This window comes from Niallia sp. FSL R7-0648, assembly GCF_038007005.1.
GTDB classification, from domain to species: Bacteria; Bacillota; Bacilli; order Bacillales; family Cytobacillaceae; genus Niallia; species Niallia circulans.
The window spans coordinates 2,415,823-2,430,849 of record NZ_JBBOWE010000001.1 but is presented as its reverse complement, the minus strand read 5'-3'; the positions used below and the strand labels follow the sequence as shown (position 1 = coordinate 2,430,849).

The window sequence follows — 15,027 nt, the reverse complement described above, 5'->3', positions numbered from 1 at the left end:
AACAAACTTTTATAAAAGGATGTTGACAGCTTTTTTAATTATTAGTAAATAAAAGCGGAATGATTGAAGTGATAAGGGAAGGGACGGTATTGCCAAATATAAAACGTTCGTGTAATGATACATAAAAGTAGGTATTTTGATATAATTTACCAAATTGATTATTAGGACTTTAAGTCTAGGAAGGTAATTTTCTAAACGATTTATATATGGAAAAATTAGGTTGTCTAGCATTAAGATATTTATATAATTAAGAAGGAAAGTGTGAGATAAAGTGATTTCAATTGGAGATACGTTAGTAATTGAACCGATTCATGGCGAAACAAAAGTAGAACAGTATAAAAGTCGTATTTTAGGAGTCGAGGAGAAATCAATCAGTATTGAATATCCAATTCACCTTGAAACAAATAAGCTTGTTTTTCTCATGAATGGAGCTCAGTTAAGGATTAACTTTGTAACAAACGAAGGTATCGCTTATTTATTTCATTCAGAAGTTATCGGTAGGAAAAAAGAGAATAATGTTCCACTGTTAATCCTTTCGCTTCCTTCTGATGATCAAATGATTAAGATTCAGCGACGACAATTTGTAAGAATTGAAACAAGTGTTGATATGGCTATCCATCCTTTCAAGAAAGAGAATACTGTCGAACCATTTACAACTGTTTCGTTGGATTTTAGTGCAGGCGGGGCTGCAGTAATAGTTCCTAAACATATAAATCTGCAGCAAAATAGTAAAATTAAAGTTTCGGTAGTCTTACCTTTACAAAATGGTGAGTATAATTATTTACATTTATCTGCGGAAATAAAAAAAATCTTCGAATACAACGAACAGAACTATAAAATGGCTATTGAATTTTTGGACGTCGATCCAGTTGATCGTCAGTCGATGCTGAGATTCAGCTTTGACCGTCAACTTTCGCTAAAAAAGAAAGGTCTTGAAATTTGAATAAAGGCATGCATTTACTCCGATACTATTCCTATAATCTAAATTTTAAATGACTCTAGCTTTTGTGTATAAGAAAAGTAGGAAAAGGAGTTGCATGGAGTGAAAACGGTTGAAAGAATTTTAATAAAGATTATTGGTCTTCAAATTGCCTTTTTTATTATAGGCCAAATGCTTCATACTTGGGACTTTATACCGGAAATAAGAACAATCACTCAATATGAGGGTGTAATGGATTCTAATTTTGTCTCCTTTCTTGAGACCTTTGGAAGATAAGGATGATTTTTCTTAAACTTCCTATCCAAAGAGATAGATAAAAGAAAAGGATTTAATGATAAAAAGTCGAAAGAATATGTTAAAATAAAAGAAAGTGAAGCCATAAAAGCAAAACTTGCTCTCCCTATAATAATAATGTTCTCTTTTATGAATAGGACTAGCTAAGGTTTCCGATTCCTTTTAGAGGAGAAATAGAATAGGAGAATTTTTAATAAGTTAATTGGTATTTTTGAGCCAGTAGTTCAGGAGGATTTATGGAAAAGAAAATTAGCATTGCAATTGATGGACCTGCAGCAGCAGGGAAAAGTACTGTTGCAAAGATTGTTGCGGAACAATTAGGATACATTTATATTGACACAGGTGCTATGTATAGAGCATTAACCTTTAAAGCAATTAATCATCATTTAAATTTAGAAGATGAAAAAAGTTTAATAAATATGTTAAATGAAACAGTTATTGAGCTTTTCCCAGGGGAACATGGACAGCTAATCTTTTTAGATAACCATGATGTCACAAAGGAAATTCGTTCAAGTGAAGTAACTAACTCTGTTTCCATTGTTTCTAAACATAAGCTTGTAAGGGAAGAAATGGTAAGAAGACAACAAATGTTTGCTGTAAACGGTGGGGTGGTAATGGATGGTAGAGATATTGGTACCCATGTTATTCCAACCGCTGAAGTAAAGGTCTTCCTTTTAGCTTCTGTTGATGAAAGAGCAATTAGAAGACATAAAGAGAATGTGTCAAAAGGATACCAATCAGATTTAGAACAATTAAAACAAGAAATTGCTGCAAGAGATAAATTAGACTCAGAACGTGAAATTGCACCATTGAAGAAAGCGGACGATGCAATTGAGTTGGATACTACTTCCTTATCCATAAATGAGGTAGTCGAAAAAATCATGGGGTTAACTAGAGAAAAAATAAGCAATTAATGAAAACGAAAGCAAAAATCACTTAATCTTTCAAACTAGTCTAGTGTTTCTTACTTGACAAAAAAAGAAGTTTGTAAGAACTTTAAAGAGAAGGTTTCTTATAAATCGTAAGGATGATTAATTTATTTTCGGTTGCCTGAACATTTTTCTAGAATGTTCAGGCACTATAGAGTTGAAGGAGGAGTACATATGTCTGAGGAATTAAATGATGTAGTTGTAAATAATTATACTGTCGGAGACGTAGTAAGTGGTCAGATTACGAAAGTGGAAGAGAAACAGGTAATTGTTGCAATCAGCGACAGTAAACTCGATGGGATTATACCAATAAGTGAATTATCTAGCCTGCACATTGAAAAAGCGAGTGACGTAGTATCTGAAGGAGACAAACTTGAATTAGAAGTTATTAAAGTGGAAGAAGATGCTCTCGTTTTGTCAAAAAGAAAAGTGGATGCGGAAAAAGCATGGGATCAGCTTGAAGAGAAGTTTAATTCTGGCGAAGTGTTTGAAGCAGAAGTAAAAGACGTGGTAAAAGGCGGACTTGTGGTTGATCTTGGTGTCAGAGGCTTTGTACCTGCCTCCTTAGTAGAAGCTCATTATGTAGAAGATTTTTCTGATTATAAAGGTAAGACCATTTCTTTTAAAATTGTAGAATTGGAAAAAGACAAGAGTCGCCTTATTTTATCCCATCGTGCAGTTGTTGAGGAAGAGAAAAATAAACAAAAACAAAACCTCCTTGACTCAATTGAAGTTGGCGAAACACTAACAGGTACCGTTCAAAGAATTACAGATTTTGGTGCTTTTGTTGATTTAGGCGGTATTGATGGATTAGTTCATATTTCTCAATTATCTCATGATCATATTTCTAGTCCGACAGATGTAGTTCAAGAAGGACAAGAAGTAAAGGTGAAAGTATTAAGTGTTGATCGTAATAATGATCGTATCTCTTTATCTATTAAAGAAACACAGCCAGGACCGTGGGCAGACATTGCAGAGCGCGCTGAAAAAGGTAGCGTACTAGATGGAACTGTAAAACGTATTGTTTCCTATGGAGCTTTTGTTGAAGTGTTCCCAGGGGTTGAAGGTCTTGTTCATATATCTCAAATTGCCCATAAGCATATTGGAACACCTCACGAAGTATTAAAAGAAGGACAGAAAGTCCAAGTAAAGGTTTTAGATGTGAATGAAGAAGAACAACGTCTTTCTTTAAGTATTAAAGAATTAACAGAAAAAGAAATAGACGAAGAAGAAGTGTATGAACTTCCTGAGGAATCAAAAGGTTTCCAATTAGGTGATATGATTGGAGAGCAATTGAAAAAATTAAAAAATTAATGTTATGGAATCAAGAGGTGGCCATTTTGGCCACCTCTTTTGTATTTTACTTATTATCGTTAAGTAATCTTCCTTCTTCTGGACTTTGTAACCGAGTGGAACCATTATAATGAAGTGCTTGATCACGATCAGATTCTACTCTTTTACTATTTTTTAATTTTTTTTCCTGTCTATCTTTACCCATTTACAATGCCTCCTGCTTTTTTATTTCCATTATAAAATGGATGTTCTCCTTCTTTTCTTTCATAGAAGTTCTTTTTATTATTCTTCCGAAGGCAGAAAACTACTTAATGAAAAAATTTCCTGAAAAAAATTTACAGAATACTCACTATGAGCTCTTCTAACTTTTTCGTTTAAATTACATAGTTCCGAGACATAATGGAAAAATAGAGGAGAGTGAGGATGTGGAAGGATCAATCTTTTTATTTTGTACATGGTGTATCTGGATAATAACAACGTTTTTTATGGACAAAAATAACCCAAGCCGAACGAAATATTCTATTTACATATTAACAGCAATTATTTTAAGTCCTTACCGTTGGGAATGGCAAGGAATAAGTTGCTCTATTTTGCTCCTGATTGTGTTAATAATGTCTTTTTTTTATACAGGTACTTTGCGGTGGAAGAACTGTATTTATACGATTATTTCATCTTTTTTTATGATGTTAGCTTATGTTACATATGAGTTAATGGCCATTATTGATCCTGTTTGGGTATTTATTCCAGGTGTGTGGCTGAAAACAAGTATATTATTTACATTCCTTATCTTGTTACATAAAAATATATTTTGCCAAATACTTGTTTTGCTGATTGGAAGTATTAATGGGGAGATGGTTTTAAGCTTCCTTATAAGAAACTATCAGATGGATTATTCCATTGGATCAATGGCCTTTTTCGACTTTTTAACACTTGGTTTGCTAGGACTGATTTCACTTTATTACTTAAAAATAACACTTGCAAGATGGGAAAATTATGTATTTTTGCTTGAAAAGGAGAGACAAAAAAACTTATGAGCAATTTCGTTTATCCAATTTTATTTGGAGTGATTGTTGGAACATTGTTAAGGATGTTTATGCTGCGCACGGATTATAGACAATACCCGACTTATTTGCATGGAAAAATCATTCATATAGCGTTAGGTTTTATTGCAGCAGGTTTAGGTTCGGTTGCAATACCATCGATTTTAAACAAGGATTTTACGGCAGTAACATTTCTTACTGTTGCAGCGTCTCAATTTCGAGAAGTTAGAAATATGGAGAGAAATACATTAACAGAACTAGATAGTTTTGAAATGGTACCAAGAGGAAAAACATATATTGAAGGAATTGCGATTGCTTTTGAAAGTAGAAATTATTTAGTAATGTTTGCAGGATTAGTCAGCACGTTTGGATATATTGTTTTCAATATATGGACAGGAATACTTGCAGCGATCATTTCGGTAGTCATATCGAAGAAACTAATGTCTGGTGGTCAATTAAAGGATATAGTGGATATAGAATATGTTCAACCGACGTTTAAAGGGGCTGGTTTACATATTGATACTATTTACATTATGAATATTGGGTTACCGGAGCGACAGAAAGAAGTGTTGAAATATGGAATGGGATTTATTCTCACACCTAAGAATTTTAACGCGAGAACCACCATTGCAAATTTAGGGCAAAGACAAGCTATTTTATATGATGTTACAACAGCTCTTGGGGTATACCGTGACTCCGGAACACCTGCGTTAGTACCTCTGGCAAAAAGAGACCTTGAAGATGGGAGAGTAGCTGTTTTTGTGTTACCCCAAATACATAATGAAAAAAAAGCTATTCGCATCATTGGTGCAGTTCCAACTCTAGAAAATGCGATTCGCATGCCAAGTAAGCGTGAAGAAAGGGAGGATGAGTTAGAATGACTATAGAGAAATACATTTTAGCCTCCATAACAACTAATCCAAATAAAGTTGCTCCAGGGAGCGGTGTATTTTATTGCCAAGATACAAAGGAATTAGAAACCGTAGCGACAAATTTAGAAGCGATATTAGATGGGATTGCCCATAAAATCAGCGAGGAAGTTTTTATTATTGTAAGACATTAATTCTCATAAGAGAAGTATCAAAAAGTAAGCTTATACAAAAGAAATATAGTTTTATGTTGCTAGGTTAACATCTGTTTGATAAACTATTTTAGTTAGGGGTCTGCCTCTCAGTTTAAGGGTTAGTCCCTATTTTACTATTTTTGTTAAAGGGTATTACTTGAGCAATCGATTATTGGTTTCGTTTTGAATCAGTTTTTAAGACGTTTTTAAAACGAAGCTATAAAAACGGAAAGTACAAAAAGCTTTAGTGCTTACGTTCATAAAAGAAATAAATAATCTAAGAATGTTCTTTAACATCGTGATTACCTTGAGATGTTTATGCTAAGGAATCATGCTGCATGGATAGAATGATTATGTATATGAAGGGATGATAGCGATGGCGAAACCAGTTATTGCGATAGTTGGACGACCGAATGTTGGGAAATCTACTATCTTTAATCGGATAGTAGGAGAACGTATTTCTATTGTAGAAGATATACCAGGAGTAACGAGAGATCGTATCTATAGCTCGGCAGAATGGTTAAATCATGATTTTAACCTTATTGATACAGGAGGTATTGATATTGGAGATGAACCATTTTTAGACCAAATACGTATGCAGGCAGAAATCGCAATAGAGGAAGCAGATGTTATTATTTTTATAACAAACGGTCGGGAAGGTGTTACTTCCGCAGATGAAGAAGTGGCGAAGATTTTGTATAAAGCGAAAAAGCCTGTTGTGCTAGCTGTTAACAAAGTAGATAATCCAGATATGAGAGAGCAAATTTATGATTTTTATTCATTAGGCTTTGGAGAACCGTTTCCGATCTCTGGTTCACATGGATTAGGACTTGGAGATTTATTGGATGAAGCTGCAAAGCATTTTCCTAAACGTGATACAAAGGATTATGATGATGATGTCATTAAATTTTCGCTTATTGGACGACCAAATGTAGGAAAATCTTCATTAGTGAATGCAATGCTAGGCGAAGAGCGCGTAATCGTAAGTAATGTTGCAGGAACGACTCGTGATGCAATTGATTCCCAAGTAACGGTTAATGGCGAAGAATTCGTGATTATCGATACAGCTGGAATGAGAAAAAAAGGAAAAGTATATGAGTCTACAGAAAAATACAGTGTACTTAGAGCATTGCGAGCAATTGAAAGATCGGATGTTGTTTTAGTAGTTATTGATGGGGAAGAAGGAATTATTGAACAAGATAAAAAAATTGCTGGTTATGCTCACGAAGCAGGAAGAGCAGTTATTATTGTCGTAAATAAATGGGATGCAGTAGAAAAAGATGAAAAAACAATGAAAACCTTTGAACAAAATATAAGGGAGCATTTCTTATTCTTAGATTATGCACCAATTGTATTCTTATCTGCGAAAACGAAAAAACGTATTCATACTTTAATTCCGATGATTAAAGTTGCCAGTGAAAATCATACACGCCGAGTGGAAACAAGTGTGTTAAATGATGTTATAATGGATGCGGTTGCGATGAATCCAACTCCAACAGATAAAGGAAAAAGGTTAAAAATATACTATACTACCCAAGTTGCGGTTGGACCGCCTACTTTTGTTGTTTTTGTAAATGATCCAGAATTGCTTCACTTTTCTTATGAGCGATTTTTAGAAAATCGGATTAGAGATGCCTTTGGTTTTGAAGGAACACCGATTAAAATATTTGCAAGAGAAAGAAAATAAAAGAGGTGTAAAGGATGAAAGATAAAAAATCCGTAGCAATGATTGGTGCTGGAAGCTGGGGGACAGCACTATCATTGGTACTTGGCGACAATGGTCATACTATTCATATTTGGGGAAAAGATGAGAAAAATATTGCAGAGATAAATAATTTACATCAAAACAGTAAATATTTGCCTGGAATTACCTTACCCAATGAAGTAAAAGGCACCACTTCGTTAGAAGAGTGTGTTCATGATGTGGATATCATTGTTTTAGCTGTACCAACAAAAGCGATGCGTGAGGTAATTCCTCAATTACTCCCGTATATTAACGAACCAAAAACGTTCGTACATGTAAGTAAAGGAATTGAACCCGGTACATTACTTAGAATTTCTGAAATAATGGAGGAAGAGATACCTGAAAGCATCCGAAAGAGTATCGTTGTGCTATCTGGACCTAGTCATGCGGAAGAAGTAAGCTTACGTCATCCGACGACTGTTACAGTATCTTCTAAAAATATGAAGGAAGCTGAACTGGTACAAGATTTATTTATCAATCATAATTTTCGAGTGTACACAAATCCGGATCTTATTGGTGTAGAAATTGGCGGGGCATTGAAAAATATTATTGCGGTGTGTGCAGGGATTGCAGATGGATTAGGTTTTGGTGACAATGCAAAGGCCGCATTAATTACAAGAGGCCTTGCTGAGATGGCAAGACTAGGTACAAGAATGGGAGCAAATCCACTTACTTTTGCTGGTTTGACCGGGATTGGAGATTTAATTGTTACTTGTACAAGTGTTCATTCCAGAAACTGGCGAGCAGGTAATATGCTTGGAAAAGGTCATGCACTAGAAGAAGTGCTGGAGCAAATGGGAATGGTTGTAGAAGGAATCCGAACAACGAAAGCAGCCCATCAGCTTTCCGAAAAATATGATGTTACGATGCCTATCACAAATGCATTATTCGAAATTTTATTTAATGGCCAAGATGCAAAAGCAGCAGTCGAAAGTTTAATGGCAAGAGGAAAAACGAATGAAATGGAAGATTTAATAAACATTCTTGCTTCTCAGTACATAGAATAAGGAAAAGATGTGTACTTTGTAAATCCTTTCTTATGAAAGGAGAATGAACGAAATCTTTTTATGGAAATTAGGCGTTTTAATGGTTCGAAAATGTATGTAATAACATAAAATGCTTTGAAGCAACCTAGTGGAATGAACAGGGTTTGGGTTAAATAGTCAATGGAAATCAAAGTGAGAAGTTTCCCCTACTTCTTACTTTGATTTTTTTTGTTTTTCGCGCTTTGCTGCATTTGAACGATATATGTCATTACAACAGATTGGCAAGTTTACTAGACTGGCCGATAATCAGTTTCCCCTTTTCTAGTTTTTTATAGATGATTGCGAACAAAAAGTGTCATATCCCTTCTCTTCTTGTATATATTGAAGAGAAGGTTTTATTTATTCATACACAGAAAAAATGGGATTAATATAGCTTATAAATGAATTCATGCTAGTTTCATAAAAATAAAACGTATGGATGGGCATCATTTTTACGTTCATAAACAAAGGTCTTATTACTTTAAAATAAAAACTAGCAAAAAAAAGGGGGAGAAAATAAAAAATAAGGCATAAAGAGATAGGACAACATCATAAATATATATTGTCTAATAGTATTAAATGGATAATTCTATCCCATGTACTAGGAAAAGTTCAGGAGGGGATCACTTGGAAAAGGTAAATATTTTTAAAGATATTGCCGAAAGAACGGGCGGTGATATTTACTTAGGTGTAGTAGGAGCAGTACGTACCGGAAAATCAACTTTTATAAAAAAATTCATGGAATTGGTTGTTATCCCAAACATGGACAATGAAGGTGATAGAGCTCGGACTAAAGATGAGCTTCCACAAAGTGCAGCAGGAAAAACAATTATGACAACAGAACCAAAGTTCGTTCCAAATCAAGCGGCCTCTATTAAAGTAGATGAAGGATTAGAAGTGAATATCAGGCTTGTAGATTGTGTCGGCTATACTGTGCCGGGAGCACAAGGTTATGAGGATGAAAACGGCCCTAGAATGATCAATACACCATGGTATGAAGAGCCTATTCCATTTCATGAAGCTGCTGAAATAGGAACAAGAAAGGTTATTCAAGAACACAGTACAATTGGAGTCGTTATTACAACGGATGGTACGATTGGTGATATTCCAAGAAGTAACTACCTAGAAGCCGAGAATAGAGTAATTGAAGAGTTAAAAGAGGTTGGTAAACCATTTATTATGATTATAAATAGTGCTCAGCCATATCATCCTAATACGGATGCTCTAAAACAAGAGCTTTCCGAAAAATATGATATTCCAGTTATCGCCATGAGTGTAGAAAGTATGCGCGAAGCAGACGTGTTAAATGTTATGCGTGAAGCGCTATTCGAGTTTCCAGTTTTAGAGGTAAACGTAAACTTACCAAGCTGGGTAATGGTATTAAGAGAAAATCATTGGTTAAGAGATAATTATCAAGAAGCAGTAAAAGAAACGGTTAAAGACATTAAGAGATTAAGAGATGTGGATAGAGTAGTTTCGCAATTTAGTGAATATGAATTCATTGAAAATGCTGGTCTTGCAGGTATAGAAATGGGGCAAGGTATCGCAGAAATTGATTTGTTTGCCCCAGATGAATTATATGATGATATCCTCAAAGAAATTGTAGGAGTGGAGATTAGAGGAAAAGACCACCTACTAGAATTAATGCAAGATTTTGCACATGCTAAAACAGAATATGATCAAATCTCAGATGCTTTAAAAATGGTGAAACAAACTGGGTATGGCATTGCAGCTCCATCATTAGTGGATATGAGTTTAGATGAACCGGAAATCATTCGTCAAGGCTCTAGATTTGGGGTTAGATTAAAAGCCGTTGCGCCATCTATCCATATGATTAAAGTGGATGTAGAAAGTGAATTTGCACCAATCATTGGATCAGAAAAGCAAAGTGAGGAATTAGTAAGATACTTAATGCAAGATTTTGAAGATGATCCGTTATCCATCTGGAATTCAGATATTTTCGGAAGAAGTTTAAGTTCCATCGTCCGGGAAGGAATACAAGCAAAATTGTCCTTAATGCCAGAAAATGCACGTTATAAACTGAAAGAAACATTAGAAAGAATTATTAACGAGGGCTCTGGTGGACTCATAGCAATTATTTTGTAAGGACTCTATTCTAGAGTTCTTTTTTTGATGAATGAATAAAAAGGCTTTTCTTTTATTATAAATATACCCGTTTATTACATTATTGGTACAACGGGAGAATAGTTCCATTTCCGCTCAAATTATGGATGGAATTGGTAAAAATATGGTTTTAATGTTACGCTTTTATTTCAAAATAAGAAAATATTGCTATCAATATATAAAATTTCTTGATATGCAGAAATGATTATGATAATCTTTTAAAGGAATTAGCGTTATAAAAGGTTTCTTAATCTTTATTAAAAGCTTAAGGCTTTTCATACTGGCATTTCTTTTTAGTAGAAACCAATTGGTCTCAATTAAGAAAAAATTCAGTAGGACGTATATAATTCCGTTAATTTGTTTACAAATAAAGATATGAAACTAATTTTTAGCTTTTATTTGAAACACTCGGGAGGAGGTGAAAGGCATGAACAAGACAGAATTAATCAATGCAGTTGCTGAAGCAAGTGAACTATCAAAAAAGGACGCTACTAAAGCAGTTGACGCTGTTTTCGATACAATTTTGAATGCTTTAAAAGATGGTGATAAAGTACAACTTATCGGTTTCGGTAACTTTGAAGTACGTGAGCGTGCGGCTCGTAAAGGTCGTAACCCACAAACTGGTGAAGAAATTGAAATCGCAGCAAGTAAAGTTCCTGCTTTTAAACCAGGTAAAGCACTTAAAGACGCAGTGAAATAATTACATACAATAATAGTATTTCACTAAAACCGCGAAAATTATCGCGGTTTTTTTCTGTTGTTTTTTCATGGTGCAGAGTAACAAAACTGAATTATGTTCAGTTAATTCGGAAAAGATAAAGCAGAACCTTTACTAAGTGCCAATTGTATCCCTTTACTTTTTCTTGTGATATAATAATTAGAATATGTGATAGAAATGGAAAGTGGCTTTTTAAAAAAGTTTACTTTGTTAATTTGTAGTTCTAAGATAGATAGACAATCTTTCGAGAGATGGTTTCACTTGTCTTAATTAAAAGTAGATGCGAGAAACAAAATTATAGAAAACCAGGAATAAATGGGGAACAAGGGTGATGTTATGGTTATGCAGGAATTAATAGAAAGTGTAAAAAAAAGAGTGATTGAGCGAACTTCGAATCATTATTTGCAAAAACATATACCAAATCCAGTTATAGATGAACATAAGATATTACTAATTATATCTGTCCTTTTAGAGGCAAATATAAAAAAGCAAGAAATAATTACATATGCAGCAACTATTACACTTATACAAATTGCCCTTGATACCCATGAGCTTGTTACAAATGAAAAGATGCATAAAGGGAACGAAAGAAATCGACAGTTAACAGTATTAGCAGGGGATTTATATAGTGGGCAATATTATAAAATATTAGCGGAAATCGAAGACTTTAAAATGCTTAAAATCCTAGCAGAAGGAATTAAAGAGGTAAATGAGAATAAAATATTCTTTTATCAACAGAATGATAAAACAATAGAGCAGGTAATAGAAAGTCTGAAAAATATTGAGGGAGCATTAATTAAAAAGCTTGTGGACTTTTATCAATTAGATCGATGGAACTCACTTATAGAGGAATACTTGTTTCTTTATCGAATACGCAAAGAAAAAGAATTATATGACAGCACACAAAGATCAATTGTCGTCGAAACATTTTATAAGTATGAGAATAAAAACCATTTATTATCTATAAGTGATAAAGCTACCGTATTAGATAAATATCTAAAAGAGACAAGTTCACGACTAGAAGAGATGCTAGAAAATCTTCCTGAATTACAAACGGTGTTTAGAGAAAATACCTATCAATTATTAAATGCTTTAAATAAACAACAATTGTACGTAGAGGAAGGGTAATTAAAAATGCAGGAGCAACAGTCTAAAGAAGAAAAGGTACATAATGTATTTGAAAAGATTTATGGTAATTACGATAAAATGAATTCAGTCATTAGCTTTCAGCAGCATAAACTATGGCGAAAAGACACGATGAAGAGAATGAATGTTCCTAAAGGAGCAGCATGTTTAGATGTATGCTGTGGAACAGCTGATTGGACAATTAGCTTAGCAGAGCAAGTTGGACCAAACGGTAAAGTAGTTGGACTTGATTTTAGTGAGAATATGCTGAGTATCGGCAAACAAAAGACAGCGGAATATGATAATATTGAGCTTATTCATGGGAATGCTATGGAATTGCCGTTTCCTGATAATCAGTTTGATTTTGTGACAATTGGCTTTGGATTGCGAAATGTTCCAGATTATTTAACTGTTTTAAAAGAAATGCGAAGAGTTGTAAAACCAGGTGGATTGGTAGTTTGTTTAGAAACGTCCCAGCCGACAATGCCAATCTTTAGACAGGGATACTATTTCTATTTTCGCTACATTATGCCGGTTTTCGGGAAATTATTTGCGAAAAGCTATAAGGAATATTCATGGCTTCAGGAATCGGCACGTGATTTTCCAGGTATGAAAGAACTAGCTGAGATGTTTCAAGAAGCTGGACTAAAAAAAGTGACATATAAGCCTTATTTTGGTGGTGTTGCTGCGGTTCATTTAGGTTATAAATAATTATGCAATCATAGGGGAGAGTCTAAATCAAAATCCAAAGAGCAATATTTGGATTTTGATGGGGGACTACATTTTAATCCTGTATTCTTGACCTTGTATTTAGACTCTTTTTTCATAAATAGGATTAAATTTATACATAAGCATTTTTATGCTGGATAATTATTTCAAAATATCGATACAAGTTGGGTGAGTAGTTAGTGAAATTAAAAATGATGTACTCATTTTTGAATTCGGATATAGATAAGATTGAGAAAGCTTTGGAAGAAACGGTACAGGCGAACTCTTCCATTTTAAGAGAATCATCGTTACATTTATTGCAAGCAGGCGGCAAAAGAATACGTCCGATATTCGTATTGCTTGCTGGACAGTTTGGTAACTATGATATTCAAATTATAAAAAAGGCTGCTATTTCATTAGAATTAATTCATATGGCATCATTAGTTCATGATGATGTTATAGATGACTCCGATTTAAGGAGAGGGCAACCAACGATTAAAGCAAAATGGGATAATAAAGTTGCCATGTATACAGGGGATTATATTTTTGCTAGGTCAATAGAAATTATGAGTGAGATAGATAAGCCTGCTGCTCACAAAGTCCTTGCTAATACGATAGTGGAAGTATGTATCGGTGAAATTCAGCAAATAAAAGATAAATACCGATTTGATCAAAATATAAGGGATTATTTTCGACGAATTAAGCGGAAAACGGCTTTATTAATATCGGCTAGCTCATTAGTAGGGGCCATTGTTTCTGATGTAGAGGAAGAGTATCAACATAAGTTATATCGATTTGGCTATTATGTTGGAATGTCCTATCAAATTATAGATGATGTTCTCGATTTTGTTGGTACGGAAGAAGAATTAGGAAAACCTGCTGGTGGAGATTTACTTCAAGGAAATATTACCTTGCCTGTTTTATTCGCGATGGAACAAGAAAAAGTGCGCGATAAAGTGATAACTGTTCATGAGAGAATGTCCAAGATAGAGTTAATGGAAATTATCTCCATGATCAAAAATACAGATGCTATCGATCGTTCCTTGCAGGTTAGTGATTTGTATTTAAAAAAGGCTTTGCAAACTATTCGTGATTTGCCAAATGGAAAAGCAAAATCTGCACTTAATAATATCGCTAAATATTTAGGGAAGCGCAAATTTTAAAGGAATAAGCAAACCTTTTGAACCTTTTTTTCATGAAAGCGTTTTTTAAATTTCTTTTGCATAAATTGGATTTTTGTGGTAAGTTTTTCATGAATGACCATGTTACTAGTCTAATACATATGGTAGGAGTGAGCTTATGGAAAGAACATTTCTAATGGTAAAGCCAGATGGGGTACAAAGAAATTTAATTGGGAAAATAGTAACCCGTTTTGAAGAGAAAGGTTTTCAACTTGTTGGTGCAAAGCTTATTCATATTACAGAAAATTTAGCGGAACAACATTATGCAGAACACAAAGGCAAGCCGTTTTTTACTCAATTAGTAGATTTTATTACTTCAGGTCCTGTTTTTGCAATGGTTTGGCAAGGAGAGGAAGTCATTGCAAAGGCTAGAATGATGATGGGAAAAACGGATCCTTTGGAAGCTTTGCCTGGTACGGTACGTGGAGATTTTGGGGTAGTAAAACATAAAAATATTATCCATGGATCTGATGGTTTTGAAAGTGCCCAAAGGGAAATTGCGCTATTCTTTAAAGAAGAAGAGTTAGTAGAGTATAAGAAACTATTAGATGGTTGGATTTACTAATATAGCTTACTTAGCTGTCCTATGCAGGGCAGCTATTTTATTTGAACGATCAAACTAAGAAAGTTGGTACCGTGGAGTATGTACACCGATAACCAGTCGCTTCCGCTTTTCAATGTATGGCTCCAGCTCCTATCGTCTAGCAAACTTCGGCCGCTTCCCTACGATAAGTCAACATCGATTCACTAACGTTCATCGTGTTTCCTTTATCTCAGTCAGTGCCCTCCAGTTTGTACACCGATAACCAGTCGCTTCCGCTTTTCTAGTAATTATATGAATAA

General features: G+C 34.3%; 16 protein-coding genes. 15 read left to right on the top strand and 1 reads right to left on the bottom strand.

Annotated features, from left to right (window positions below; translation table 11 throughout):
* Positions 1–271 precede the first annotated feature (271 nt).
* From NSQ89_RS11775 to rpsA, 4 genes are all read left to right on the top strand, one after another.
* Positions 272–943, top strand: a complete 672-nt coding sequence (locus tag NSQ89_RS11775) for a flagellar brake protein (RefSeq protein WP_047940351.1) — start codon at positions 272–274, stop codon at positions 941–943.
* A gap of 99 nt (positions 944–1,042) precedes the next feature.
* Positions 1,043–1,216: a DUF5359 family protein gene (locus NSQ89_RS11770; protein WP_047940352.1), complete on the top strand. Its 174-nt coding sequence runs from the start codon at positions 1,043–1,045 to the stop codon at positions 1,214–1,216.
* A gap of 254 nt (positions 1,217–1,470) precedes the next feature.
* Positions 1,471–2,148, top strand: a complete 678-nt coding sequence (gene cmk, locus NSQ89_RS11765; protein ID WP_095259104.1) for a (d)CMP kinase — start codon at positions 1,471–1,473, stop codon at positions 2,146–2,148.
* Between the two features lie 189 nt (positions 2,149–2,337).
* Positions 2,338–3,477: a 30S ribosomal protein S1 gene (rpsA, locus tag NSQ89_RS11760; RefSeq protein ID WP_047940354.1), complete on the top strand. Its 1,140-nt coding sequence runs from the start codon at positions 2,338–2,340 to the stop codon at positions 3,475–3,477.
* 46 nt (positions 3,478–3,523) lie between these two features.
* Here rpsA and NSQ89_RS11755 read toward each other — a convergent pair whose 3' ends face one another.
* Positions 3,524–3,661: a YpzI family protein gene (locus tag NSQ89_RS11755; protein ID WP_082138218.1), complete on the bottom strand. Its 138-nt coding sequence runs from the start codon at positions 3,659–3,661 to the stop codon at positions 3,524–3,526.
* A gap of 220 nt (positions 3,662–3,881) precedes the next feature.
* Between NSQ89_RS11755 and NSQ89_RS11750 the strand changes: the two genes are divergently transcribed.
* From NSQ89_RS11750 to ndk, 11 genes are all read left to right on the top strand, one after another.
* On the top strand, positions 3,882–4,490 hold the full coding sequence (locus NSQ89_RS11750; RefSeq protein ID WP_047940355.1) for a YphA family membrane protein: 609 nt from the start codon (positions 3,882–3,884) through the stop codon (positions 4,488–4,490).
* The gene (locus NSQ89_RS11745) at positions 4,487–5,377 is read left to right on the top strand and encodes a YIEGIA family protein (protein ID WP_047940356.1); all 891 of its coding nucleotides are present in this window, start codon (positions 4,487–4,489) and stop codon (positions 5,375–5,377) included. Before NSQ89_RS11750 ends, NSQ89_RS11745 begins: the two co-directional genes overlap by 4 nt.
* A complete protein-coding gene (locus NSQ89_RS11740; protein WP_047940357.1) occupies positions 5,374–5,559 on the top strand; it encodes a capping complex subunit for YIEGIA in 186 nt (61 codons plus the stop codon). The genes NSQ89_RS11745 and NSQ89_RS11740 overlap by 4 nt, the downstream gene beginning before the upstream one ends.
* Before the next feature lie 376 nt (positions 5,560–5,935).
* Entirely contained in the window at positions 5,936–7,246 is a 1,311-nt protein-coding gene (gene der / locus NSQ89_RS11735) for a ribosome biogenesis GTPase Der (protein ID WP_047940358.1), read from the top strand.
* A gap of 14 nt (positions 7,247–7,260) precedes the next feature.
* Positions 7,261–8,310: an NAD(P)H-dependent glycerol-3-phosphate dehydrogenase gene (locus NSQ89_RS11730; protein ID WP_144544873.1), complete on the top strand. Its 1,050-nt coding sequence runs from the start codon at positions 7,261–7,263 to the stop codon at positions 8,308–8,310.
* 645 nt (positions 8,311–8,955) lie between these two features.
* Positions 8,956–10,434: a stage IV sporulation protein A gene (gene spoIVA / locus NSQ89_RS11725; RefSeq protein WP_047940360.1), complete on the top strand. Its 1,479-nt coding sequence runs from the start codon at positions 8,956–8,958 to the stop codon at positions 10,432–10,434.
* Positions 10,435–10,879: 445 nt separating this feature from the next.
* The gene (locus NSQ89_RS11720) at positions 10,880–11,152 is read left to right on the top strand and encodes an HU family DNA-binding protein (protein WP_016203034.1); all 273 of its coding nucleotides are present in this window, start codon (positions 10,880–10,882) and stop codon (positions 11,150–11,152) included.
* Positions 11,153–11,512: 360 nt separating this feature from the next.
* Positions 11,513–12,298, top strand: a complete 786-nt coding sequence (locus NSQ89_RS11715) for a heptaprenyl diphosphate synthase component 1 (protein WP_161798381.1) — start codon at positions 11,513–11,515, stop codon at positions 12,296–12,298.
* Between the two features lie 6 nt (positions 12,299–12,304).
* A complete protein-coding gene (locus NSQ89_RS11710; RefSeq protein ID WP_047940362.1) occupies positions 12,305–13,006 on the top strand; it encodes a demethylmenaquinone methyltransferase in 702 nt (233 codons plus the stop codon).
* Between the two features lie 197 nt (positions 13,007–13,203).
* Positions 13,204–14,166: a heptaprenyl diphosphate synthase component II gene (gene hepT / locus NSQ89_RS11705; protein ID WP_047940363.1), complete on the top strand. Its 963-nt coding sequence runs from the start codon at positions 13,204–13,206 to the stop codon at positions 14,164–14,166.
* A 136-nt stretch (positions 14,167–14,302) separates the two neighbouring features.
* Complete coding sequence (gene ndk, locus NSQ89_RS11700; RefSeq protein WP_047940364.1) at positions 14,303–14,749, top strand: nucleoside-diphosphate kinase; 447 nt, start codon at positions 14,303–14,305, stop codon at positions 14,747–14,749.
* Positions 14,750–15,027 lie beyond the last annotated feature (278 nt).

Coding starts and splice junctions, on each gene's coding strand:
- cmk (WP_095259104.1), top strand. CDS start 1,471: ATGGAAAAGAAAATTAGCATTGCAATTGATGGACCTGCAGCAGCAGGG.
- rpsA (WP_047940354.1), top strand. CDS start 2,338: ATGTCTGAGGAATTAAATGATGTAGTTGTAAATAATTATACTGTCGGA.
- NSQ89_RS11755 (WP_082138218.1), bottom strand. CDS start 3,661: ATGGGTAAAGATAGACAGGAAAAAAAATTAAAAAATAGTAAAAGAGTA.
- NSQ89_RS11745 (WP_047940356.1), top strand. CDS start 4,487: ATGAGCAATTTCGTTTATCCAATTTTATTTGGAGTGATTGTTGGAACA.
- NSQ89_RS11740 (WP_047940357.1), top strand. CDS start 5,374: ATGACTATAGAGAAATACATTTTAGCCTCCATAACAACTAATCCAAAT.
- der (WP_047940358.1), top strand. CDS start 5,936: ATGGCGAAACCAGTTATTGCGATAGTTGGACGACCGAATGTTGGGAAA.
- NSQ89_RS11730 (WP_144544873.1), top strand. CDS start 7,261: ATGAAAGATAAAAAATCCGTAGCAATGATTGGTGCTGGAAGCTGGGGG.
- NSQ89_RS11720 (WP_016203034.1), top strand. CDS start 10,880: ATGAACAAGACAGAATTAATCAATGCAGTTGCTGAAGCAAGTGAACTA.
- NSQ89_RS11715 (WP_161798381.1), top strand. CDS start 11,513: ATGCAGGAATTAATAGAAAGTGTAAAAAAAAGAGTGATTGAGCGAACT.
- NSQ89_RS11710 (WP_047940362.1), top strand. CDS start 12,305: ATGCAGGAGCAACAGTCTAAAGAAGAAAAGGTACATAATGTATTTGAA.
- ndk (WP_047940364.1), top strand. CDS start 14,303: ATGGAAAGAACATTTCTAATGGTAAAGCCAGATGGGGTACAAAGAAAT.